The organism is Flavobacterium defluvii (assembly GCF_900129555.1).
Classification (GTDB): domain Bacteria; phylum Bacteroidota; class Bacteroidia; order Flavobacteriales; family Flavobacteriaceae; genus Flavobacterium; species Flavobacterium defluvii.
Genome location: NZ_FQWC01000009.1, coordinates 100,304 through 123,486 on the forward strand (window position 1 = coordinate 100,304; position 23,183 = coordinate 123,486).

Annotated in this window: 23 protein-coding genes; 11 read left to right on the top strand and 12 right to left on the bottom strand. The window is 33.0% G+C overall.

Annotated features, from left to right (window positions below):
• Nucleotides 1–5 precede the first annotated feature (5 nt).
• The 4 genes from BUC29_RS17770 to BUC29_RS17785 form a co-directional block, all read right to left on the bottom strand.
• Nucleotides 6–1,139, bottom strand: coding sequence for an ABC transporter substrate-binding protein (locus tag BUC29_RS17770; protein WP_073417521.1), 1,134 nt, complete (start codon nt 1,137–1,139; stop codon nt 6–8).
• Nucleotides 1,140–1,193: 54 nt separating this feature from the next.
• Nucleotides 1,194–1,787: a phage tail protein gene (locus BUC29_RS17775; protein WP_073417522.1), complete on the bottom strand. Its 594-nt coding sequence runs from the start codon at nt 1,785–1,787 to the stop codon at nt 1,194–1,196.
• Between the two features lie 589 nt (nt 1,788–2,376).
• Nucleotides 2,377–2,631, bottom strand: coding sequence for a hypothetical protein (locus tag BUC29_RS17780; protein ID WP_073417523.1), 255 nt, complete (start codon nt 2,629–2,631; stop codon nt 2,377–2,379).
• Between the two features lie 252 nt (nt 2,632–2,883).
• Nucleotides 2,884–3,228, bottom strand: coding sequence for a winged helix-turn-helix transcriptional regulator (locus BUC29_RS17785; protein WP_073417524.1), 345 nt, complete (start codon nt 3,226–3,228; stop codon nt 2,884–2,886).
• 184 nt (nt 3,229–3,412) lie between these two features.
• Between BUC29_RS17785 and BUC29_RS17790 the strand changes: the two genes are divergently transcribed.
• The 3 genes from BUC29_RS17790 (at nt 3,413) to BUC29_RS17800 (ending at nt 5,670) form a co-directional block, all read left to right on the top strand.
• Nucleotides 3,413–3,904, top strand: coding sequence for a GNAT family N-acetyltransferase (locus BUC29_RS17790; protein WP_084538669.1), 492 nt, complete (start codon nt 3,413–3,415; stop codon nt 3,902–3,904).
• Nucleotides 3,905–3,906: 2 nt separating this feature from the next.
• On the top strand, nt 3,907–4,392 hold the full coding sequence (locus BUC29_RS17795; protein ID WP_073417526.1) for a MarR family winged helix-turn-helix transcriptional regulator: 486 nt from the start codon (nt 3,907–3,909) through the stop codon (nt 4,390–4,392).
• A 306-nt stretch (nt 4,393–4,698) separates the two neighbouring features.
• Entirely contained in the window at nt 4,699–5,670 is a 972-nt protein-coding gene (locus BUC29_RS17800; protein WP_073417527.1) for a hydrogen peroxide-inducible genes activator, read from the top strand.
• Between the two features lie 84 nt (nt 5,671–5,754).
• Here the strand turns inward: BUC29_RS17800 and BUC29_RS17805 are convergent, their stop codons facing one another.
• Nucleotides 5,755–6,525, bottom strand: a complete 771-nt coding sequence (locus BUC29_RS17805; protein WP_073417528.1) for an alpha/beta hydrolase — start codon at nt 6,523–6,525, stop codon at nt 5,755–5,757.
• Between the two features lie 57 nt (nt 6,526–6,582).
• Nucleotides 6,583–6,999 (bottom strand): OsmC family protein, encoded by a 417-nt coding sequence (locus tag BUC29_RS17810; protein WP_073417529.1) that lies wholly within the window; start codon nt 6,997–6,999, stop codon nt 6,583–6,585.
• Between the two features lie 368 nt (nt 7,000–7,367).
• On the opposite strand from BUC29_RS17810, the gene BUC29_RS17815 reads away from it, so the two are divergent.
• Nucleotides 7,368–9,827: a hypothetical protein gene (locus tag BUC29_RS17815; RefSeq protein WP_244160844.1), complete on the top strand. Its 2,460-nt coding sequence runs from the start codon at nt 7,368–7,370 to the stop codon at nt 9,825–9,827.
• Between the two features lie 214 nt (nt 9,828–10,041).
• Here BUC29_RS17815 and BUC29_RS17820 read toward each other — a convergent pair whose 3' ends face one another.
• From BUC29_RS17820 to BUC29_RS17840, 5 genes are all read right to left on the bottom strand, one after another.
• Nucleotides 10,042–10,890 carry an SIR2 family protein gene (locus BUC29_RS17820; RefSeq protein ID WP_073417531.1) on the bottom strand — a complete coding sequence of 283 codons (849 nt, stop codon included), beginning with the start codon at nt 10,888–10,890 and terminating at the stop codon, nt 10,042–10,044.
• Nucleotides 10,891–11,064: 174 nt separating this feature from the next.
• Nucleotides 11,065–11,277 (bottom strand): KTSC domain-containing protein, encoded by a 213-nt coding sequence (locus tag BUC29_RS17825; RefSeq protein ID WP_073417532.1) that lies wholly within the window; start codon nt 11,275–11,277, stop codon nt 11,065–11,067.
• A gap of 3 nt (nt 11,278–11,280) precedes the next feature.
• On the bottom strand, nt 11,281–13,044 hold the full coding sequence (locus BUC29_RS17830; protein ID WP_073417533.1) for an ATP-binding protein: 1,764 nt from the start codon (nt 13,042–13,044) through the stop codon (nt 11,281–11,283).
• Between the two features lie 2 nt (nt 13,045–13,046).
• Entirely contained in the window at nt 13,047–14,237 is a 1,191-nt protein-coding gene (locus BUC29_RS17835; RefSeq protein ID WP_208610054.1) for an SIR2 family protein, read from the bottom strand.
• A 627-nt stretch (nt 14,238–14,864) separates the two neighbouring features.
• Nucleotides 14,865–15,098 (bottom strand): hypothetical protein, encoded by a 234-nt coding sequence (locus tag BUC29_RS17840; protein ID WP_073417534.1) that lies wholly within the window; start codon nt 15,096–15,098, stop codon nt 14,865–14,867.
• Nucleotides 15,099–15,490: 392 nt separating this feature from the next.
• Between BUC29_RS17840 and BUC29_RS17845 the strand changes: the two genes are divergently transcribed.
• The 7 genes from BUC29_RS17845 to BUC29_RS17875 all read left to right on the top strand — a co-directional run bounded on the left by BUC29_RS17845 (nt 15,491) and on the right by BUC29_RS17875 (nt 21,968).
• Nucleotides 15,491–16,234, top strand: a complete 744-nt coding sequence (locus BUC29_RS17845) for an SDR family NAD(P)-dependent oxidoreductase (protein WP_073417535.1) — start codon at nt 15,491–15,493, stop codon at nt 16,232–16,234.
• Between the two features lie 617 nt (nt 16,235–16,851).
• Nucleotides 16,852–17,265: a cupin domain-containing protein gene (locus BUC29_RS17850; RefSeq protein WP_073417536.1), complete on the top strand. Its 414-nt coding sequence runs from the start codon at nt 16,852–16,854 to the stop codon at nt 17,263–17,265.
• Nucleotides 17,266–17,638: 373 nt separating this feature from the next.
• Entirely contained in the window at nt 17,639–18,658 is a 1,020-nt protein-coding gene (locus tag BUC29_RS17855; RefSeq protein WP_073417537.1) for an alpha/beta fold hydrolase, read from the top strand.
• Nucleotides 18,659–18,722: 64 nt separating this feature from the next.
• Nucleotides 18,723–19,133, top strand: a complete 411-nt coding sequence (locus tag BUC29_RS17860; RefSeq protein ID WP_073417538.1) for an organic hydroperoxide resistance protein — start codon at nt 18,723–18,725, stop codon at nt 19,131–19,133.
• Nucleotides 19,134–19,216: 83 nt separating this feature from the next.
• Nucleotides 19,217–19,957, top strand: a complete 741-nt coding sequence (locus BUC29_RS17865; protein WP_073417539.1) for a DUF1223 domain-containing protein — start codon at nt 19,217–19,219, stop codon at nt 19,955–19,957.
• 246 nt (nt 19,958–20,203) lie between these two features.
• Entirely contained in the window at nt 20,204–21,220 is a 1,017-nt protein-coding gene (locus BUC29_RS17870; RefSeq protein WP_073417540.1) for a sensor histidine kinase, read from the top strand.
• Nucleotides 21,201–21,968 (top strand): LytR/AlgR family response regulator transcription factor, encoded by a 768-nt coding sequence (locus BUC29_RS17875; protein WP_073417541.1) that lies wholly within the window; start codon nt 21,201–21,203, stop codon nt 21,966–21,968. The genes BUC29_RS17870 and BUC29_RS17875 overlap by 20 nt, the downstream gene beginning before the upstream one ends.
• Nucleotides 21,969–22,129: 161 nt before the next feature.
• On the opposite strand, the gene BUC29_RS17880 is transcribed toward BUC29_RS17875, so the two are convergent.
• Nucleotides 22,130–22,942, bottom strand: a complete 813-nt coding sequence (locus BUC29_RS17880) for a helix-turn-helix domain-containing protein (RefSeq protein ID WP_073417542.1) — start codon at nt 22,940–22,942, stop codon at nt 22,130–22,132.
• Nucleotides 22,943–23,183: the final 241 nt, after the last annotated feature.

Here is a 23,183-nt window from a genome sequence, read left to right on the forward strand (position 1 = left end):
TTTAGTTAATGACATAGATAAGCGTTCTGCCAACCGCCAAGTTTATCAGGTTTTGTAAACGAAGTGAAAGCCTTAATAAAATTTCCGTCATTTATCAATGTCTCAATTTTTCTAAAGCTTATATTATTAAGTGAATCTAAATTTAATTCGTAGATATGATGATTAAATACTGTTCTGTTTGTTTCCTGGTCAAAGCGAATAGTTCCTCTTGGACCATCAATATTTAATTTGTTTATCTCTTCAATTAAAGAATTCAAACTAAAGTCTTTTGCGTTTAGAAGAATGTTCTTTAATATCAGTCCATTTTCATATCCTAAAATTGAAAACACAGATGGACTTTCTGAATAAGTATTTAGATATTCGGAGGTGAAATCTAATGTTTCAGTATCATTTTGCATCCATGAACTTACTACATATAGATTATGCGGATTGTTTTTGTAGTCTTCTAAAATTTTATCATTGATAAAAAATGGCGTTACATAAAAGGGATACTTCTGTGTAATTTTATTTTGACTTACAAAACTGGCATTTTCTTCGGCATATAAACCGCTGTAAAATGCAAAAACGGCATCAGGTTCCTGATTATTGATGAACTGATCCATATATAAGGCTTCATCTTCTCTCGGCACAAAAGGAGTAATATAATGTCCGGAAAAATTACTTTCTTCATTAAATGCATATTCGATAGCTTCCAGCATACCATAACCAGAATCGTAAAATGAAGTCGAAGTAGCAATTTTTTTATAATTTTTGCTTGTAAGATAATTTCCTAAATGATAACAGGATTCAGTTAATCCGAATGAATTAATATAAACTCCTTTTGGAGTTATGGTTTCATAAGGCAATGTTGCCCCTAGATCTGCAGTAAGTAATAAAATATCATTGTTTGAAGCATATTTATAAACTTCGTCTACATTATAATGACCAAAAAAACCTATAATAATAGATACATCTTCCTGAAAATTTAATTTCTGAATTTTTTCAATTATTATTTTTTCATTTGCACCAATACCTATACTTTCAACTAAAAATTTTGCTTTGAGATTGTTAAGTTTTAATCCTCGCATAAAATCTTTATCAAGAGCTTTATATTGCTGAGACTTTGGAATTAATATTCCTATCTTGATGTCGTTATCCATAAAATGAGATTAAAAAAAACAGAGGCAGAACACCTCTGTTTTTATAATTTGACATTAGTTTCGGGAAGGGTAAATTCCTTCCATAGCAATACATAAATTAATACCTAAATATGGATCTCTAATACTAAAAGCCTGAGAACCTCCTGCAATAGTTGTAGAACCAGATATACTTGAAGTTATACCTCCAATTTTAGTTGTATTTGTTGTTGGTTCACTGTAAATAGAAGGCGTAGCTCCACCAGATGCTAAAAAGTTATTACCATTGTCAGCTTCATTAGAATTTGTCCCACCAGTATAAGCAACAGCATTAGTAGCTAAATTTACCTGACCGGCACCAGTTCCAGGAATAAGCTGGTGATTGTGCTGCGGCATATTGTTTATAGTTAATGTAGTGTTTTCAGTTCCACCAACTTGTCCCCAAACAATAGGGCTTAAGCCAGGTCCCTGACCAACACCAATCATGCTTCGGCCTCTTAAATCCGGCAAAGCAAAAGTAGTTTGTCCATTTCCTCCGTAAGTAGTACCAAGTAATGAAAAAAGTGCAGTGTTTTGTGCAATTGATAAAATCTGCCCGCTGCAAGTTTGCCAGCCTCTTGGGTTAAAGTTAAATCCAAAAGCCATAATTGATCCTAAAAAAATGTCATTCATAATTTTTTAATTAATAGTTAGTATTAGTTTTTTTGATTTGTAAATAATTAGTTAGATATAATGGTTGTCTAACCTTTTTGTTGTTGTGCTAAATTACTGTAAGCAAGTATTTTAAAAACAGGTGTTTCTACCTGTTTTTTTAGTAAACATTTTAAATCGCTTTCAAATTCAATAAGTTTTAAAGCTTTAATTCTAGGTTTAAAATTAAATCTCTAGTGAGTTAACAAGGAAAAATATGTCATAGAACAGGTTTTTCTTGTCATGAAATTACTTTTATTAAAAGGCGTGTAAGGTAAATTTTATAAGGTTTTTTTGCGTAATATAAGTTAAAGCAAAATAGACGTAACGGGTATTCTTTTAGTTTCTAAGTTACTTCCTGATAGAAGATTATATTAAAGATAAATAAAAACTTACAAGTAAAAAATGTTTTTTATAGGAAAATTTTTAGTAAATAGGATACTAAGATTGAAGAGATAAAAAAATAACTGTCGAGAACTATCTCTAAGACAAGAGCAGTTTGTGACAGTTATTTTTAAATGTTATAAAGTGTATTTAGGAGTAATAATTTACAAAATAGCTTAGGATAAGTTTAAATTGAGCAGCATAAACGCTCGTCTATAATATTTTTAACACTGCGAATAAAAAGTTCAGTATCCCTTATTTCTTCTTTAATGTAGATATCATAATCGGCTAAATTAAACTGTTCCATCATATCTTTTTTTAGATATTTAATCATCGATTCAATACTTCTTGTATCGCCTTCTTTTTGTCTTTTTAACTCACGTTGTTTACTCTCCAGATATGTCAAAGTCTTTTTTAATCTTTGAATGCTTAATTTATCCAAGTTTCAAATTTTTTAAATTAATAAAAATAAATGATATCTAATTTTTCGTATTTACGATTAAATTGACAATTCAGTTTTAATAATTTTCCAGAATTTTAATGTTTTTTCTTTGAATTGGATTAACGTTTTGAAAATCTTTTGTTTACGAAAAAAATAAATGCAGATTTTTTATTTTTTATAAACTATATAGGTAAATAACTAACAAAAGAAAAATGCAGCTGAAAATAAAAATTTCAAGAGCATGAAACAGATTTAAACTTTTGCTTCTCTGTTTTTAATATGATTTCGATGAGAAATTCCCCATTTTATCATTTCAGAAATTATAGGGCCAAATGATTGGCAATATGAAGTAGATTCATAAAGAATAGGCACTTTTGCATCGCGATCTTCAGTTCTTTTTACAAGATTATTCAGTTCCATATCTTTTAATTCTTTCGATAACATTCTCGACGTTATACCCGGAATGCTATCCTTGATTTCCTTAAAACGATTATTTCCGTTGCATATAGAATTAATAATAGGCAGTTTCCATTTTCCGCCCAAAACATATATAGTATCCTGAAGTGCCTGAAATTCTTCTTTTTGATTTCTTTCCATAATATTTAAAACATATAAGAGATAGAAGAAATTTTAAGTTTTTAATTTCTTATAAATCCTGTAACATCATTTTGATTATTTGATCATGTTATAACAAAAGTATTAAAAGAAATGATAAAGTTAAATAAATGTTTTTATTTATGTATTTAACTACGTAGTTTTGTAAAATAAATTTTTAATATCTATGAAACTACTTATTAAACCTATCGAAAACCAATATTCAAATGCCATTGTTGATTTAATATTAAACATTCAGCAAAAAGAGTTTAATGTGCCAATTACAATCGAAGATCAGCCGGATTTGTTCAATATTCAAAATTTTTATTATGCAGGCGGAGGCGGATTCTGGGGAGCTTTTATTAATGATGAACTAGTAGGCACAATTGCATTAATAAAATTTGCAGATCATGCGGCCGCAATTCGAAAAATGTTTGTAAAGAAAGAATTTCGTGGAAAAGAATTTTCGGTTGCACAAAATTTATTAAACACATTAATATCGTATTGCCTAGAAAATGAAATCGATAACTTATATTTGGGAACAATTTCAAAACTAGAAGCAGCCCTGCGTTTTTATGAAAAGAATGATTTTGTCCGAATTGAAAAAGAAGAACTTCCCAAAGAATTTCCTTTAATGAAACCGGATAACACATTCTGTCATTTAACCTTAAAAAATTAAAGATGAATATTATAGACGAATCAGGAATATTAGCCATTTCGACACGATTGCAGCGATTAAGTGAGCAATTGCGAAAAGACGGTGCGTTGTTTTATAAGTCATACGGAATTGATTTTGAACCAAAATGGTTTCCGGTAATTTATACATTACATCATAAAGAAGTTTTAAGTGTTGTTGAAATTGCCAACGAAATTGGTTATACACATCCCTCAACCATAAGTCTGCTAAAAGAACTTGAAAAACAAAAACTGATTCGGTCCAAAAAAGATAAAATCGATGAGCGTAAAAGACTAATTCAGCTTACCGCAAAAGGGCAGGAATTAATCGAACAAATGAAACCCGTTTGGGACGTTATGAAAAAGGTCCTTGGCGATATAGCCGATAACCAAAATAATTTGCTTCAGGCAATTAATGAAGCCGAAAATAAAATTTTGCATCAGAGTTTTTTGCAGAGAGCATTGCAGTTGAAGAGTGAAGAAATAAAATAAAAAAGAAAAGCGATCTTATTAAGATCGCTTTTTTGTTTAAAATATTAAGTGGAACATCAAACAATATTTTAAAAATGATAAACTCAATATGCTCCAAAAACAATTACCATTTGAATTTACTCCATTCCCAAATATCATTTTAAAGATGTACGATAAATTGTATATTTTTGGTTTTGAAAAACAGATACTTTTATAAAACTTTAACACAAGGTTTGAATTTTAGCAAGTTAATCTAAACGACATTAAGCTTAGAAATATTAAAGAAATCTTAGTATCTTAGCATCTCAGTACCTTAGAAATTCACAAATGACTATTCAGCAGTTAAAATATATTGTTGCCTTAGATGATGAACGCCATTTTGCAAGAGCGGCCGAAGTCTGTATGGTAACTCAGCCCGGATTGACAATTCAGTTAAAAAATTTAGAAGAAGAAATCGGAATCAAGATTTTCGACCGAAATAAAGTGCCTTTAACACCAACAATTCTCGGAACAGAAATCATTAACAAAGCCAGAAAAATTCTTCGTGAAGCCGATGAAATTAGGGATTTTGTCGTAAATGAAAAAAATCTATTAGAAGGCGAATTGAAGTTAGGAATAATTTCAACGCTATCTCCGTATCTTATTCCGCTTTTTATCAATGCAATGAAAGAAGCTGCGCCAAATGTGCATTTCATTATTAAAGAAGGTTACACAGGGCATTTAATGCGGGATTTAGAAATTGGTGCGATTGATGTTGCCATTATGGCGACGCCAACCGGAAATCCAAATTTAATTGAGCATGTTATTTTTAAAGAACCATTTGTAGCATATTTAAATGAATCGCATCCAATGGCAAATCAGGACTTTTACGAACTTCAGCCCGGTGATAAAACCGAACTGCTGCTGCTTCATCACGAATATTGCTACAATGCACAGCTTCTCGATATTTGCGGATTAAAATCATCAGATAAAATAAAAGAACAGTTTACATATGATATAAACTCAATAGAAACCTTAAAAAACCTCGTTCGCGCGCATTTAGGGTTTGCAATAATTCCGCAGCTTTCTATTTTAAACGAAGCAAAATCAGAACTTTTTAAACCTTTTAAAGAACCAATTCCGGTAAGGGAAATAAGTTTAGTAGTTTCAGATTCTTTTTCGAAAAAACTTTTACTCGAAAAAATGAACGAAGCCATCTGGAACTGTCTTCCAGAATCACTCAAAAAAGATTTCGCATATAAAAAAATACGCTGGAACGATTCGCCGTATTTTGTCAAAGCAATTAGTAAGGTTTCTTAAAAGTATAAATTCCAAAAAAAAAATCCAAATTCCAACTCAGTAAAGACTTGGAATTTGGAATTTCAATATTGGATTTTCTTTAATTTATTTTTTCGAAGCTTCAATAATTACATCGGCAACTTTTGCAGGTTGAGAAATAAACACCACATGGCTTCCTTTTATTTCAGTAATCTTAGTATTTGAACGTTTGTACATAGCATGCTGAATACTTGGTACAATACTTTTATCTTCTGTTGCAATGATTCCATAAGAAGGTTTAGTTCTCCATGCAGCTTTAGTAATTGGTGTTCCAAAACCATTTGCATAGAAAGCACCTTGCGAAGCAAACATAAAATCAGCATCTTCTTTGCTTAAATCACCTGCAAAACCAGCATGAAATTTAGCTTTGTCATAGTATGCAATTCCTTTATCATCTGGAGGCAGTACACCATTTTCTGGAGCAGGAGGAGCAGTTTGTAACCATTGAACAGAGTTTTCGCCACTGTCAGGCTGTAAAGCTGCTACATAAACCAAAGCTGCAACTTTTGGATGATTTCCAGCTTCTGTAATTACAGTTCCACCCCATGAATGTCCCACTAAAATAGTTGGTCCGTCTTGTTTATCAAGAGCTAAGTTTGTTGCTCTAACATCATCTTCTAATGAGCTTAACGGATTTTGAACAATAGTTACATTATATCCTTTTTTAGTCAAAATCTGGTATAAACCTTTCCATCCGGAACCATCGGCAAAAGCACCGTGTACCAATACTACGTTTTTAATTTTTGGTGTAGTTTGCGCGTTTACGTTTGCAGTTGTAAATACCAAACTAAAGATTATTGCTGCGAATGCTAAATAGCTTTTAAATATTGTTTTCATTTTATATAGATTTTAGATTGTTAAAAATTGTTATTGATTTTTGTATTGAGATTAAAATTAATTCAACGTAACAGTCAAAGTAATTTCAGTATTTAATAATTTCGAAATCGGACAAATTTCTTTTGCTTTTAGAGCAGTTTTTTCAAAGTCTTCTGCTGAGATTCCAGGAACTTTTCCAGTAAGTTCTAACTGAATTAAAGTAATTGTTCCGTCTTCAAAAGTTACTTTAGCAGTTGTGTCTAAATCTTCTGGTACAAATCCTTGTTCAGAAAGTAAAAAGCTTAACTGCATTGTAAAACATCCAGAATGTGCAGCTGCGATTAATTCTTCCGGGTTTGTTCCAACACCTTGCTCAAAACGTGTTTTAAAAGATAATTGTGCATTATCTAAAGTTGTGCTTTGTGTACTAATGGTTCCTTTTCCTTCCATTCCTGTACCTTTCCAGTTTGCGTTTGCTCTTCTTGTAAATTTCATGATTTCTATTTTTTAAAGTTATTTTTTAAGATGATCAAATCATTTCTTTGATTTTGATGAGACAAAGTTATGCCGATGATGTTTATTAATCAAATTAATAATTTTTTAAGTTTATAAAAATAATTTATAATAATAGATTTTACTGGGGCTGGATGAAAACTTGAGGTTATATTTTTTTTCTTAAAAAATTTAAAGCTAAGGATAAAGGATGGTAATTAATTGTTTTTTTGGTTTCAAGTTAGAATTTGAAACCAACTAAATGATTGATTTTTAGTTTTATAATTTCTCCTAATTTAATTTTATCAGAACAATTTTACAGGAATACACCATAGTCTAAATTTTTAATGAATAATCTAACTTTTAAATTTATGAAAAAAGCCTTTCTAATAATTGTAGTTTGTTTGAGTACAGTTTTGTTCTCCTGCAAGAAAGATAAAAACACAAATCAATCCTCAAGTCCTGAAGCCGTAAAATCAGATACTGCCGATGCTGCATTTGCCGATAACGGCTGGCCTCGCGAAGCTGAAAACAACGGAACTAAACTCGTTTATTATCAGCCCCAGGTCGATGACTGGAAAGATTTTAAAGAAATCACAGCCCGACTGGCATTTTCTCTAACGCCAAAAGATGGAAAACAGGTTTTGGGTGTAGCTTCTTTAAAAGCAGAAACATTGGTAGATAAAGACAACCGAAGCGCTTTTATTAAGAATCTTCAGGTTACCGATATACGATTTCCTGCTCTCGACGAAAAGAAAGTTCCGGAAATGGAAAAGTTATTTAAAGAAACATTGCCTCAAAGTGGAGATCCTATTTCTGTAGATCGTATTCTGGCAGATTTAACCCAGACCAAAAGCCCTCCAAAAGGAATTACGGCTAAAAATGATCCTCCGGTAATTTTTTACAGCACAAATCCTGCAGTTTTATTGATAGTGCAGGGAGAACCCGTTTTAGTACCTGTAGAAAAAACCGACATACAATATGTAGTAAATACAAATTGGGATCTGTTTTTTGATAAAACATCAAAAGAGTATTATCTATTGGCAGAAAATGTCTGGCTGACTTCCAAATCCTTAGATGGAAAATGGACCAAAACTGCCAAACTGCCTTCGGGATTAATAAATCTTCCTTCGGGTCAAAATTTTGATGATGTCAAAAAAATGATTCCGCCGCCGTCAACCGGAGCAGCGCCTGAAGTTTTCTACAGTAATAAACCAGCAGAATTAATAGCCGTAAATGGAAATCCAAAATTTATTAAAATAGACGGAACCAAATTGTTATACATCGACAATACCGAAAATGATGTTTTTGCCGATGAAACCAACGGACAATATTATGTATTATTATCCGGAAGATGGTTTAGTTCTAAAGAATTAACCGGACCGTGGAAATATGCCGGAAATAGTCTTCCTGCCGATTTTGCCAAAATTCCTAAAAATTCACCGCGTGCTAATGTATTATCATCCGTACCCGGAACACAGGAAGCCAAAGATGCTGTAATGTTATCGCAGGTGCCAACAACAGCCATTTTAAAGAAATCCGATGCCGAAGCCAAAGTAAAAGTAAACTACGACGGACCACCTCAGTTTAAACCTATTGAAGGTACAAAAATGCAGTATGCAAGCAATACGCAGGAAAAGATTATAAAAGTTGGCGATTTGTATTATTTATGCTTTCAGGCTGTTTGGTTTATGTCGACTAGCCCAAATGGACCCTGGAAAACATGCGATTCCGTGCCCAAAGAAATTTATACCATTCCGCCAAGTTCTCCGGTTTATAATGTTACGTACGTTACACAAACCACAACCGATACCACTGTCGAAAGCAGTACAACAGCAGGTTATTTTGGTGCTTTTATTATTGGTGCTACGGTAGGCGCTATATTAACGTATGGTACGGGTTGGTATTACCCGCCTTATGTGTATTATGGCGGATTATATCCAATTTATCGTCCGTGGCCGTATGCATACGGAGGCGGAGCCGTTTACAATCCGTGGACGGGAGGTTATGCTGTCGGAAGACGGGTTTACGGACCTTATGGAGCTGCAGGAACATCGGCCTGGTACAATCCGGCAACAGGAAGATACGGACGTTCTGCAAGTGTACAGGGTTGGTATGGCGGTCGTACTGCCGCAAGTACTTATAATCCGTGGACAGGAAATTACGCAAGAACCAATCAAGGACATAATGCGTATGCACAATGGGGACATTCGGCTGCTACAAATGGTAATCAGTGGGTTCAGACTGGACACATAACAACCCGACGAGGAACTGCAGTTGCTTATCAAACTTCGGGAGGTAAGGAAGGTGTAATTACACATCGTCGTGGTGGAGGAACAACTATACATACCAATAATAATGTATATGCCGGACACGACGGACATGTTTATAAAAGAGACGCTAACGGAAACTGGAGTCATTATAATAATGGAAACGGCGGCTGGACTCAGGCAGGAACTTTAGGTTCGTCGAAAAAATCGGGCGAAGCCATTCAGCGTAACAAACCGAATCAGGGATTGGGTGCGAATGGAGCAGGAGAGAGGATTCAGCGAGATAACCTTCAGAAACCGGAACAAAACTTAGGCGGCGAAACGCGATTAGGCGACAGAACCCAACACGATAATTTCCCAAAAGCAGATCAAACCCTAGGACAACCGAATAAACCGCTTGGCGAAGCAGGTCGTCCTGATATTACAAACGATCTCGACCGTTCTGCTTTTTCAAGAGACAGAGGCGAAACCCAAACCCGAAACTTTCAAAACTTCCAGCATCAGGGCGGTTTTGGCGGTGGCGGCTTTAGAGGCGGCGGAGGCTTTAGAGGTAGGAGATAGATTTAGAGTAAAAGGTTGATTATAATAGGAAAATCAGGAATGGTAATGATATTGCCAGACCTGATTTTTTTATTGAAATTCCAATTAGATTATGGTGTTTATGGCGAAGTAAATTTTGGAAATATTGGGCAAGGTATATTAGGTAAATTTGAAAAGATGATGATTAGTTTTGATGGGAATTGTTTGAGGTTGGAGAATTTATTATTATAGTTTATTATCCATATATTTCTGAATATTCGTTTATATTAATTAATTCTACGTTTAGGTTTTGCATGAGATTACTCACAGATGGCAATAAAAATCCTTTTGAAATGTAGTAAACTTGCATTGGTTTATTAGAAAAGTTATAATACCTCTTTCGTTCAATTAAAAGCCATCTTAGAAACACTTCATCAATTCCATATGATAAACCAAAAATAACAATAGGTAAATTGAACCAAATGTGAAGCCATGTTTGATGTCCTGCCCAAAATTCTTGACGTTTACCATGAAACAATCTGTCTTCACCATTATGAATTAACTTTCTCGCTCTTTCACTACTTCCCATATAATCGGTCAAACCGAGACGTATGCTGTCAGTATATCTAACATCTCCATGTATTTTCCAAATTCCAAATCCTTCTGTTGGTAGTGTTAATTGATTTAGGCCATAATAAGATTTCCATGGATAAAAACGAGTAAATGTTTTAGATTCTATATGAAATAATTCTGCATTTATGGATTTTTCAAACGCTTCATCAAAATTGGTTGTTAAAACAGGAGAACCGTTTAAAATGGCTAAATTCATTAATCTTTGGTGTATGCCAATATCATAAGAGGGTTTTAATTCCAGTTTGTCTTTTATTCGATTTTTAATATTTGCAGGATCGTCAGAATTTATTTCTACCAAATCATAAACCTCTGTATTAGAAAGACCATCAACTTGAAATCTAATAGGATTGTTAGAGGCCGATTTTAATAGATCTTTCCATGATGGCATTATATTCGCTGATAAATTTGGCCCATTACCAATTAGAAAAGCAACTTTTTTATGTTTCTTTATTATATCTTCTAATACTTTCATCGAGTTATTTTCGTATCTAGTGTTGTTCAAAAACTTTTAATAAACTTTATCTTTAAGTAAAAAAAATCATTTGCCAACGAGATCATTCATCCCGCCAATAAGCCTCTAATTAATACCAAAACTCTCTGTTCAGGAGTATAACGCTGGCATTAGTAGGGGATTGAATAACTCTTTTTATCCTACTTGTGATTCTGAGTGTTGTCCTTTTATATTTGCATTAAAAAACTTTCCGATTGAAGATGCTGATCTCATTTCATAATAGGTACTTTCTAGTACTTCATAATATTGCCATATTGCTCCACTATTAAATTCAATCTCTAATGTTGAAGTGTTTGAATCATACCCTACGCTTCGGATGTTTGATGATTGTACATATTCTCTTTCCATATTTTAAAATTTTTGTTGTCTAATTCTTGTTACTATTGTTTTATAATTATCGTCATTTTCAGGATGAGCCTCTAACCATTTTTCAACTAATTTTGGATCATCACTGGTTGGTCTAGGTATATTAAGATTTAACCTTACTCTAGATGGTATTTTAATAGCTTCTCCAACTATTATAGCTTCTCCAGTTCTTAAAGATGGCAACAGGTCAATTAAACTATTTAAATTGTCGGGAGCTGAATTTTTTACAATTGATTGATCGCCAGAATTTGTTAATCTTAAAGCAATAAATGTCCCAACTTGTGCTAGTATTGTTTCTGAAATTTCTGATGGTCTTTGGGAAATAACTAATGCTCCTAAACCAAACTTTCGACCTTCTTTGAAAACTTTTTCAACTGCTTCTTTAGAATAACTATTATTATCACTTTTACTTAAATAATTATGTGCTTCTTCATACGCAAGTAATAAGGGTCTATTTTTCCCTGTATATGTTTCATGTCTACCCCAAAACATACTATCGTAAACAAAGCGAGTTATAAGTCCAACTGTAATATCTAGTACTTCAAAAGGAACACCGCTTAAATCAAGAATGGCTAATTTTTTATTACTACCTATCCAATCATTTAAAAGATTATGTAAATCTTTTGTCGAATTAGCATCTTTATAATCTCCAGGATTAAAAAGAAAGTCAAATCTAGAGTCTCTTAATCTTGACAATATTTTTTTTTCATAGGAATAAAATTCTTGATGTTTAGATTTAAACGGAGCAGTATTATTAGGTGGATATGGTATGAATTGAGCAGGTTGTAAATTTTCGGCATTACCAATATTTATAATAGATGCCGTTGCTTTAGTTTGATCATCTTTATTGCTAGTACTAAAAGTTGCATTTAGCCAGTAATTCATTTCATGCCATAATTGTCGTGCACTAAATGGAATGGGAGAATCCGCTGTAACAAAATCCGGATTAACAACACCTGACTTTAAAGTACAATTTGATTTTTTAAGATTTGTTACTAACTCTCTAAATAATCTATAATCGGGTTTTTGATCATCTGTCGGTTTTGCGCCTATTAGAAAATAAGATAGTTCATCAAAGCTCATTAGCCAAAATGGAATAAATAAGGGGTTAGCTGGTTCATTTATTTTGAGGACTTTTGCATCAGGAAATGCACTTGCATATTCACCATGTGGATCAACTAAAATAATTCTAGAACCACGATAATCGTTTAAAATTGCTTTTAAAATACTCACCGTTGTGTTAGATTTCCCACTTCCAGTAGAGCCTAATATTGCGCAATGTCTTAAGATAAGTTTATGTAAGTCAGTATAAACACTTAGATTTTCGGACGATGAATGTTTTCCAATTTCAATTGATCCGTTATCTTTTTTGCCATAAATATCCAATAAATCTTTCTCTATTACTATATGAACTTCGTCATTAATCGTTGGATAAGTTCCTACACCTTTTTCAAAATCATCATCACCGATTTTCTCTCCAACAAGTTGAATAGTTAAAAATCGAGATCCAAAAGAATATTTTAAATTATATTCGTCTGATTTACTAGGTGTATTACTGACAGATGAAACTATACCATAAATTGTAATATTACCAATTGGAATTTTTATAAATGTTCCAATTTGACCAATTTTATATAACCTCCCATTTATTATTGGTGCAGCTGATGGAATTTCATTTGAAACTTCAACCTCTACTGTGCCTGAATCTACACGAATTATGTTTCCTAGGTATGTTATTTCACTTTTCATTTTCAAACTGATTCTAGTATATCTTTTTTTCCTGAATTCGTAATGAAAAAGTTAACGAGTTGATTAAAATCACCAAGGGTAAATTTATTATCCGTCACATTCCAGTACGAATCAGTATTCTCATTAGGTTTTAAATAAGTTGGAATGTATTCCCATTCGCCAAGATTTCCGTTAATTATTGCTTTTGTTGGACCAAAAACATTAAGATTCAAATATGATGAAGTTTGTTTGTATAGATTTTCAACTTCTGCATCTTGAAAGAAAAAGACTAAGGCGGTAAGTCTATTATTTTGCCTTAAACAATTAAAAATTATTTCATTAATATGTTGATCTGAAAATGAATATCCTGTAAAAACAAATAATAATTCACCACTTAATAAATAATTTTTAAGTCTATCAAAATAAGCAATAAATGGTTGTTTTTTTGATGAATCATATTTTTCTTTTGAAGGATATATTACTAATTCATTATCTTCATCTTTTATGTTATCAATTTTCCCTATTCTAATAATTTTTTGAGATTTTGTCTTTGGGTCTTCTTTCCAGAACCAACTTAGTGACCCATGTATTTTCCATAACCTGATCCAATTCTGAGTTAGATCATTTTTTGAAACAAATTTATCAATACTTTCCTGCCAAAAGAAGGGTTCATAGGAACCTACAAATCCATCAAAATAAGGAATCTGACTAGCTTCTAATGATTTTTCAATAATTAAATCATAATTTGTTGTAAAAACTTCCTTAGAATAATCTCTATTTAATAAGCTCAACCAGGCAAAGAATTTTTTTGAATTATCAATGTTAGCAACACTTTCTTTTTCAGCAATTATATCATAGATAACAGTGCAAATTTCTTGATCCAAAAGTTTTGCATCTTCCCCGCTAACTCCTTCATAAACTTTCTTAGTTTCTCCGGTTAGCTCTCTAATCCTACGAATTTGATTTAGGATATCTTCAATATTAACTTTTCTTGTTGTTATATTTGTTTCTAAATCTGCCTTAATGAGTTTAAAATTAGCTAAGTGACTTCCGTTTAGTTTTGATTCAATACCCTTTGTTAATATTTCAACATTTGGAACTCCTAATGCACAAGATGTACCGGCTCCAAAAAAGAATCCAATATTCTTCGAATATGACAAATGTGTTTTTAATTCTCTAATTTCTCTAATTAAGTTTATCTTATCCATTGCCATTCATTTAATTTTTATTTTTTATCAAGAAGTTTATATTTTTATAATTGTTATCATCCTAGTTTAGTAGTTAAATTAGATCATCTACGATGTCCGCAAAATCAAATTCGTAAATTAACATAATAGTATGTCCTTCCTTTCTCATTGATAAAGCTTTTTCTACTTTTCTTCCATAACAAGAAAATGCCCAAGCAGGATTTCCATTATCCCCTATAATTAGATAATCTGTTTTTTCTTTTTCGTTTACATTATCATCTAAATTTATTCCAAGTAAAATACCTTTAAGTGTACTTATAGCTTTATCTGCTTGTGCTTTTGAAGTGAAAATTTTTAAAGATTGATCGTCTATGTTTATTCATAAGTTTTATTTTTTAATGATATAATATTAATTTTGAGAATTATTACTATTTCAAAGTGATTGTATTTTTAATAAGATCAAAGATTACTCTTTAATTATTCACAACTTTACGGTAAACCGTAACTAACTAAAAAATATACTTAACAAGTATATCAATAATCCAAATCCAAAACAACGCGTACTTATACGGTATTTTATACCCAATAAAAAAACAAAACCCTCAATCATAAAAAATGATCAAGGGTTTATAAAACTTTAAAAACAAAATAATTTTACTCCAAATCCAAATAAGGATTCAAAATCTCAGCAAGTTCATTCAACCAATAAAAACTATTTTCAAGTTTATCGATTTCTTGTTGGATGGTTTCGTTCTCTCTTATTAAGCTTAGCGAAAGAACAAAATTTACCTGCCTTAAGGCTTTTGCCATTTGTTCTGGCGCTACGGTTTGATTGAAGAAATTGGTAAGCCTGATTTCGGTTTCTTTAGAAAGGGTTTTGGTACTCATAATCTGTGTATTAGGAAAAAACCCGTATGGCTAAGGTGTCCTACGCCACAGAGTGCGTTACGGTTGTTTCCAATACCGTCACCATACCATACGGGCAAAAGTTTTTTTTTGATATCATTTTTCTCTGAATTTAGGACAGTAAAGATATCAAAAATGTTTTAATTGTAAGAAAAATATTTCTTTTTAGATTTTGTTTCTAAATCAAATTTCCACAAAATATTCTTATGAAAAGAAGGTATTATCTCCTAAAAAATCAAATACGAATATATGAAATGGAAGTTTAAGCTTCAAGACTATTTAATTTTTTTAAAAAGGTATACTTAATGATACCATCAAAAAACCAACCCCATTTCCAATCTAACTTTGTCCCATTAATTTAAAAACATAAAATAATGGACAATTTAAAAGATAAAGTAGCCGTAATCACAGGCGGAAACAGCGGTATAGGTTACGCAACAGCAAAACAATTAAAAGAGCAAGGCGCTCAGGTTATTATTACCGGAAGACGAAAAGAAGCAATTGAAAAAGCAGCACAAGAATTAGGCGTAACAGCCGTTACGGCAGATCAAGCGAGTGTGTCGGATATTGAGAATCTGGTTGCTAAAGTAAAAGAAGATTTCGGTGCGGTTGATATTCTTTTTATCAATGCCGGAATCGCGGGTTTGGGAACAATTGAACAAACTTCGGAGGAATTGTACGACAGCATTATGAATGTCAATTTGAAAGGCGCTTATTTTACGCTGAGCAAATTTATCCCAATTTTAAAAGATGGTGCTTCAGTAGTATTTCTTTCTTCGAATACTGCGAGTATGCCCGGGCCGGGATCTTCGGTTTATTCGGCGAGCAAAACGGCTTTGAATTCGGTTATGAAATCGGCGGCGTTGGAATTAGCGCCACGAAAAATCAGAGTGAATTCTGTTAGTCCGGGACCAACAGAAACTGAGGTTATGAAAAAAGTTGGTTTAGACGAAGCAACCGTAAATGGTATTATGGATGTTGTTGTCGAAAAAGTACCGTTAAAACAAATGGGAAAATCTGAAGACGTTGCCAAAATGGTTGCCTATGTAAGCAGCGAAGCAGCAAAATTTATCACCGGATCTGATTTTATTATGGATGGTGGAATGGTGCTTGCTTAATTGTTAATTCTGATGATAATTTAACCGCAATCCCGATAGCTATCGGGAGCTAAAGCTTACGCAAAGATTTTTTTTTAATCTCGCAAAGTCGCAAAGTTTTTTGTTTCACGCAGATTCTACAGATTTAGGCAGATTTTAATTGATTATTTATTCAAAAATTTAAAAAAATGATCTGCTCAAATCTGCGAAATCTGCGTGAAAAAATCATTTTAATCTGTGGCAAAAAAATATCACACGAAGGTCACAAAGTTATTACCCAAATAGCTTTGTGACCTTTGCATTTTTATAAAACCAAACGAGCCCAAAAACCTTAGTTCCCGATAGCTATCGAGATTGCTGTTAAATCACCAGCATTCAAAACTCATAATTCAAAATTCCTAACTTCTAACTCCTAACTCCAAGACTGTCCGTTTCACCTTAAACTTTGCCCGCTTGGGCTTTTTTTTGATTTCGTAAGAAGCGTTACCGTTCTACTTTTGATACAGAAATTAACTGAAAAACAATAATTTGAATTTAGTCGCAAAGTCTTAATGTCTAAAATTATAAAATCAATTTCAAAATAAAAAAAAACAGAAGTAGAAGACTTTAAGACTTTCGACTTTTAAACTTATAAAATTATGGAAACTAAAAAACAAAAAACATGGGTAATTATCGTGATAATCATTTTAGGTATTATCGCATTTTTAATTCCAAATCAAATCGCAGCCCAAACCGGAATCAAACGTACTGACTTACAAAAACACGATTTAAGCATTCCGGGAAGAGAAACCGTTCAGGCCAGAATCGATTTTGACGGACATACCGCTTTCGGTAAACATTCACATCCGGGTGAAGAAATCATTTACGTACTCGAAGGTTCACTTGAATATGAATATGAAGGTCAGGCGCCGATAACTTTAAAAGCCGGAGAAGTACTTTTTATTCCTGCTGGAGTTATTCACTCCGCTAAAAACAATACCAACACAAAAGCATCAGAACTGGCAACTTATATAGTAGAAAAAGGAAAACCAGTTTTGGTTATGGTGAAGTAGTTTCAGGTTTAAAGTTTCAAGTTGAAATGCGAATAGTTTAGCCGCAAAGCTTTGTGCAGATTTTAACCGCAAAGCACGCAAAGTTTTTTGTGCTCTTAGTTTCTGTTGAAAAGGCAAAGTTCGCAAAGCTTTGTGAACTTACAATCAACTCAAAAATACCTAAAAAATAACTTTGCGCACTTTGCGTAAACCCTAGCGTGCTTTGCGGTTAAATTACTCATAACTCATAATTCAAAACTCAAAACTCAACAACTGTCCGTTTCACCTTTTACTTTGTCCACTTCGGCTTTTTTCTCCTTTTAAAACGGAGATTGCCGGGATACCTTTGACGAAGAAATTAACTGATAATCAAATAATAAAAACATCAAATATTATGAAAGCACTATCAAACATCACAAACAGTATTACATCAAAATTAAGTTTAATTGTCGTTCTTTTTATGAATGCAGCTTTAACTTTTGCACAAGCTCCAAAAGAAACTATTGAAGTAAAAAACACATTAGGGACTTTAAAACAAATCAATGCAGGTTTATTAAATGTAGGCTATACAGAAGCCGGCCCATCAAACGGAACTCCGGTAATTTTGCTTCACGGATGGCCATATGATATTCACAGTTATAATGAAGTAGTGCCAATTTTAACTGCAAAAGGCTATCATGTATTTACACCTTATTTAAGAGGTTTCGGAACTACAACTTTCCTTTCAAAAGATACTTTCAGAAACGGACAGCAGGCAGCATTAGCAAGTGATATTATTGCTTTTATGGATGCTTTAAAAATCGATAAAGCTGTAATTGGCGGCTTCGATTGGGGAGCGAGAACAGCGGTGGTTACTGCTGCACTTTGGCCGGAGCGTGTAAAAGGTTTGGTTTCAGTAAGTGGTTATTTAGTTGTGAATTTGGAAGCTAATTTAAAACCATTGTCTCCAAAAGCTGAATTAGGCTGGTGGTATCAATACTACTTCGCAACCGAAAGAGGAAAATTAGGCTACAGCCAAAACACATACGATTTTAATAAACAAATCTGGCAAATCGCTTCTCCATTATGGAATTTCGACAAAGCAACTTACGACCAAACCGCTCAGTCTTTTGATAATCCGGATCACGTGGCAATTGTAATTCACAATTACAGATGGAGACAATCTCTTGAAGCGGGAGAAGCTAAATACGATAATCTTGAAAAACGTTTAGCAGCGAAACCGGAAATTAAAGTTCCAACAATCACAATAGGAAGCGATTTCGACGGCGCTTTCGCGGATGGAAAAGCATACGCTAACAAATTTACCGGAAAATACGAACACAGAATTTTAAAAGGAATCGGACACAACGTTCCGCAGGAAGATCCAAAAGCATTTGCACAAGCGATAATTGACGTAGATGGCTTTAAAAATTAAAAATTGAGAATTAAAAATCAGAAATAATCTAAAATCTAAAATCAACAATCTAAAATTAAAAATCATGAACACAAAAGTATTATACACAGGAAAAACACACACAACAGGCGGTAGAGAAGGAGCTTCTCAAAGTTCAGACGAACAATTGAATATCAAATTAAGCGCACCGGGATCATCACGTCCGGGAACAAATCCGGAGCAGTTATTCGCGGCAGGCTGGTCGGCTTGTTTTATTGGAGCTTTAGGAATCGCAGCTTCTAAATTAGGAGTTAAACTTCCGGCAGAAACTGCTGTAGACGCAGAAGTAGATTTGTGCGTAACCGAAGGAGAATATTCTTTGCAAGCACGCTTAAACATCAGTCTTCCGGGAATTGACATTCAAACAGCAGAAGCTTTAGCAGCACAGGCTCATCAAACTTGTCCTTATTCTAAAGCAACAAGAGGAAATATAAACGTTGAGATTAATATTTTGTAATTAGTAATATGTAAAAAGTGAGATGTAAATATTTTGAAGTTTAGCATCTCACTTTTCACTATTTACATTTCATATAAAAAACGATGAAAAATATAAAAATAATATGCGCTTTTACAATGTTGTTCCTTTTAGTTGGAAACACCATTTTCAGCCAAAGCAATCAGGATAAAAAAGGTTTTGCACTTCTGGAATTATACACTTCCGAAGGCTGTTCGAGCTGTCCGCCGGCAGATGAATTGCTGGGTAAAATTCAAAATGAATTAAAAGATAAAAATGTTTACGTTCTTTCATATCACGTAGATTACTGGGATAAACAAGGCTGGAAAGATATTTTTAGCAATGCCGATTTCACTAAAAGACAATATGATTATGCAAAATACATGGAGAAAGATCCAATTTACACGCCGCAGGTAATCATTAACGGAAAAATAGATTATGTGGGTTCGCAGGAAACCAGTCTTCGAAACGGAATTAAATCAGCACTTTCTAAACCAGTTTCGGCGAGTTTAAATTTAGAAACCAATCAAAATGCGAATTCTCTTGCTTTAAATTACAGTGTTGAAGGCACTTCAAAAAACAGCCGTTTATTAATAGCAGTGGTTCAAAAAGAAGCCAAAAGCAATGTAAAAAGAGGAGAGAATGCACATAGAGTTTTATCGCATTATCAAATCGTTCGCAATCTGCAGTCGGTAGATTTAAATAAAGCCAAAAAAGGAACAACATCGGTTCATCTTCCTAAAAATTATAATGCACAGGATTTTGAAATTATTGGATTTATTCAGGATATGAATTCGGGGGCAATTTTGGGTGTAAAACGAGTGTGATTTTTTTGTTTCTCGCAGATTCAGCAGATTAGCAGATTTTTTTCCTTTCTTATCTGCTGAATCTGCGGGAGAATTAAAAATATATTCACGCAGATTTTTTGCAGATTCTATTATCACACAATTGCGAATAAAAACTTTGCGACTCTGTGACTTTGCGAGATTAAAAACAAACTTAAATCTGCGTGAAATCTTTTTTCAAAATAAACCTATCTTTGACCAACAGGATAACAAAAAAACACTAGTATTATGGAAAAAGCAAAACGTTTTCAGGTTTCGCTCAAAGTAATTTGGGGAAGTTCGATTGCGCTGGCAGTTATGGCTTCAATACCTAAATTATTTGATGCCGATTCTACTCCTGGAGATCTTCTTATAAATTCTTCTATTACACTGCTGTTTTCCCTTTTTATATGGTATTACAACATTTACAGTTTGCCGAAATTTTCTTCACAACGAACTAATAAAAGTTTGTTTAACTGGAAACTTTTACTGAGTGTTGTTATGGGAATTTTACTGATGGTAATTCTTGTAATTGCGCATCAGGAACTTTTTCAGGTTTCGAAAATGGACGCGCCGATTATGTTCGAACTTCGAGGTGTTTTAATCAATCTGATTGTGTATATGTTTCTGCATTTACTTTTTCAGAATTACCAAACCCAGCAAATGGGAGTTGAACTGGAACGTACTAAAGCCGTACACTTGGGAGCACAATACGAACTTTTGAAACAGCAGGTCAATCCGCATTTTTTGTTCAACAGCTTGAATACTTTAAAATCCATGGTCGATATGCAGGATCCGCAGAGTTCTGATTTTATTCTGAAATTATCTGATTTTTATCGTTTTACTCTCGAAAGCAGAAAAATGGATTTGATTCCGCTAAAAGAAGAATTACAAATCATAGATTCATTTGTTTATTTGCTAAAAGCCCGTTTTGAAGATGGTTTTGAGTTGATAAAAGAAATTGATGAAAAACAATACGATTGCGCAATTCCGCCATTTTCTCTGCAGTTATTAATCGAAAATTGTATCAAACACAATGTAGTTTCGTTAGATAAACCTTTGAGAATTAAGTTATATACCGAAAATGATTTTCTGGTAATTGAAAATCCGATTCAGCTGAAACGAGGCACTTTGTCAACTGGAGTCGGGCTCAATAATATTAATCAACGATTTCTTCATTTAGTAAATAGAGAAATAGAAATTGACAAAACCGAAACCCATTTTAAAGTTAAAATACCACTAATTTATGACTATCATAATAATTGAAGATGAAGTAAAAACGGCCAAAGCACTTGGTCAGCTTATTTTGAGTATCAGACCCGATGCCCAAATTTTGTCGTATATACAAAGTATCGACGGCGCTGTGAGTTATCTTTTAGAAAATGATCAGCCCGATTTGATTTTTATGGATATTCAGCTGGCGGATGGTTTAAGCTTTGAAATTTTTAAAAATGTAGAGGTTTTGTCGCCTGTAATTTTCTGTACAGCTTTTGATGATTATGCGATTGAAGCTTTTAAATCAAACGGAATCGATTATGTTTTAAAACCTTTTTCAAGAGAAAGCATTTCGCAGGCGATTAAAAAAGCGGGAGAACTGAAAAACTTTTTCCAAAGAAATAAAAAAATGATGCCCGATTTCGATTATCTCTTAACAAGAACGGGAGAAAATAAAGGGAAAAGTAGTTTTTTGGTTTTCAAAAACAATAAATACCAAACGATCCAAACGGAGAATATTGCTTTTTTCTATATCAAAAATGAAACACCAACGATCGTAACTTTCGATAAAACCGAATATCAAATTACACAATCTCTGGATGAGGTTCATAAGCTTTTATCGCCAATTCAATTTTTTAGAATAAACCGACAATATTTAGTAAACTTTTCAGCCATTAGAGAAGCGGAACATTATTTTTCAAGAAAATTAATTCTGAAACTTACAATTCCAACAGAGGAGAAGTTATTGGTAGGGAAAGAGAAAGCAACGGCTTTTTTGAGCTGGTTGGAAAACCGCTGAGTTTTTTTAACCGCAAAGCACGCAAAGTTTTTTTAAACTAATTCTATAAAACCGCAAAGGTCGCAAAGCTATATAGATAAATAACTTTGCGACCTTTGCGTATACCTTTGCGATCTTTGCGGTTAAAAAAACTTGCAACCTGAAACAAAGAAAACCTGAAACTAAATTTTAGAAGGCGGCATTCCAAACTGCTTTTTAAAAGCAAATGAAAAATGTGACAAATCCTCAAAACCTACTTCTAAATAAACTTCTGAAGGCGTTTTACCTTTTTCTTTAATTTGATAATAGGCTTCCTGTAATCTTTTTTGAATGAGCCAACGACTTGGAGATATCTCAAAAATACGCTGAAAATCCCTTTTAAAAGTGGCAAGACTTCTTCCTGTTAAATAAGCAAACCGATCTAATTGTACGTTAAAATGGAAATTCTTTTTCATAAAAGCTTCCAGATCGATTTTTCCGGGTTCATTAAAATCAAATAAAATATCTTTTAATTCCGGATGGCATTGTAGTAAAATTGTAATAGCTTCATTTACTTTTAAAGCCTGAAGTTCTTCGGTTATTAGTTGATCTTCATTGATATACGGAATTAGCGAATTCATAAAGCTTTTTAATAACGGAACTTCTTTTAGCTGAAAAACCATTTCTGTTTCCGGAGTTTTAATTACACTCGTTTTCTGATTGTATTGTATAGAATAATCGCGAAGCGCTTCCTGATTCAGATAAATAGAAATAGACTGAAAAGCCGTATTGGGATCCGGTTGTTTGATGAATTTGATCAGCTGATTTCTTCTAATAAATCGAAAATCGCCCGGATTAAAAATATATTCCTTAGTTCCGTTATTAAGAGTCAATACGCCCGAAATTTGAAAACTCAAAACATGCTGAGCCGCAAATTGTTCGCCTTCTCTGTTTTGAGTATAATAACAAGAATAGGCAATAGGCGAGGTTTTCTGATTTATTTTAGAATCGTTCATATCACAAATTTATAAAAATTAAAGTTGGAGATTATTTTAAACACATAGAAACATAGATTATATTCTAAATAAAACAAGTTTAAAAAATCTAGATTTTTACACATAGCTTTGTGTTAAATTATTTCACGCAGATTTTAAATAATTTAAGCAGATAAACGCAGATTTTTAATTTTAAATCTGCATAAATCTGCCGAATCTGCGTGAAAAAACAACAGGCTATGTTTGTTCAAACAAGTGAAAC

Bases quoted from the DNA above. Each gene is read 5' to 3' on its own strand.
- BUC29_RS17770 (WP_073417521.1), bottom strand. From the start codon at position 1,139: ATGGATAACGACATCAAGATAGGAATATTAATTCCAAAGTCTCAGCAA.
- BUC29_RS17775 (WP_073417522.1), bottom strand. From the start codon at position 1,787: ATGAATGACATTTTTTTAGGATCAATTATGGCTTTTGGATTTAACTTT.
- BUC29_RS17785 (WP_073417524.1), bottom strand. From the start codon at position 3,228: ATGGAAAGAAATCAAAAAGAAGAATTTCAGGCACTTCAGGATACTATA.
- BUC29_RS17790 (WP_084538669.1), top strand. From the start codon at position 3,413: ATGAAACTACTTATTAAACCTATCGAAAACCAATATTCAAATGCCATT.
- BUC29_RS17795 (WP_073417526.1), top strand. From the start codon at position 3,907: ATGAATATTATAGACGAATCAGGAATATTAGCCATTTCGACACGATTG.
- BUC29_RS17800 (WP_073417527.1), top strand. From the start codon at position 4,699: ATGACTATTCAGCAGTTAAAATATATTGTTGCCTTAGATGATGAACGC.
- BUC29_RS17805 (WP_073417528.1), bottom strand. From the start codon at position 6,525: ATGAAAACAATATTTAAAAGCTATTTAGCATTCGCAGCAATAATCTTT.
- BUC29_RS17810 (WP_073417529.1), bottom strand. From the start codon at position 6,999: ATGAAATTTACAAGAAGAGCAAACGCAAACTGGAAAGGTACAGGAATG.
- BUC29_RS17815 (WP_244160844.1), top strand. From the start codon at position 7,368: ATGAAAAAAGCCTTTCTAATAATTGTAGTTTGTTTGAGTACAGTTTTG.
- BUC29_RS17820 (WP_073417531.1), bottom strand. From the start codon at position 10,890: ATGAAAGTATTAGAAGATATAATAAAGAAACATAAAAAAGTTGCTTTT.
- BUC29_RS17825 (WP_073417532.1), bottom strand. From the start codon at position 11,277: ATGGAAAGAGAATATGTACAATCATCAAACATCCGAAGCGTAGGGTAT.
- BUC29_RS17830 (WP_073417533.1), bottom strand. From the start codon at position 13,044: ATGAAAAGTGAAATAACATACCTAGGAAACATAATTCGTGTAGATTCA.
- BUC29_RS17835 (WP_208610054.1), bottom strand. From the start codon at position 14,237: ATGGCAATGGATAAGATAAACTTAATTAGAGAAATTAGAGAATTAAAA.
- BUC29_RS17840 (WP_073417534.1), bottom strand. From the start codon at position 15,098: ATGAGTACCAAAACCCTTTCTAAAGAAACCGAAATCAGGCTTACCAAT.
- BUC29_RS17845 (WP_073417535.1), top strand. From the start codon at position 15,491: ATGGACAATTTAAAAGATAAAGTAGCCGTAATCACAGGCGGAAACAGC.
- BUC29_RS17850 (WP_073417536.1), top strand. From the start codon at position 16,852: ATGGAAACTAAAAAACAAAAAACATGGGTAATTATCGTGATAATCATT.
- BUC29_RS17855 (WP_073417537.1), top strand. From the start codon at position 17,639: ATGAAAGCACTATCAAACATCACAAACAGTATTACATCAAAATTAAGT.
- BUC29_RS17860 (WP_073417538.1), top strand. From the start codon at position 18,723: ATGAACACAAAAGTATTATACACAGGAAAAACACACACAACAGGCGGT.
- BUC29_RS17865 (WP_073417539.1), top strand. From the start codon at position 19,217: ATGAAAAATATAAAAATAATATGCGCTTTTACAATGTTGTTCCTTTTA.
- BUC29_RS17870 (WP_073417540.1), top strand. From the start codon at position 20,204: ATGGAAAAAGCAAAACGTTTTCAGGTTTCGCTCAAAGTAATTTGGGGA.
- BUC29_RS17875 (WP_073417541.1), top strand. From the start codon at position 21,201: ATGACTATCATAATAATTGAAGATGAAGTAAAAACGGCCAAAGCACTT.
- BUC29_RS17880 (WP_073417542.1), bottom strand. From the start codon at position 22,942: ATGAACGATTCTAAAATAAATCAGAAAACCTCGCCTATTGCCTATTCT.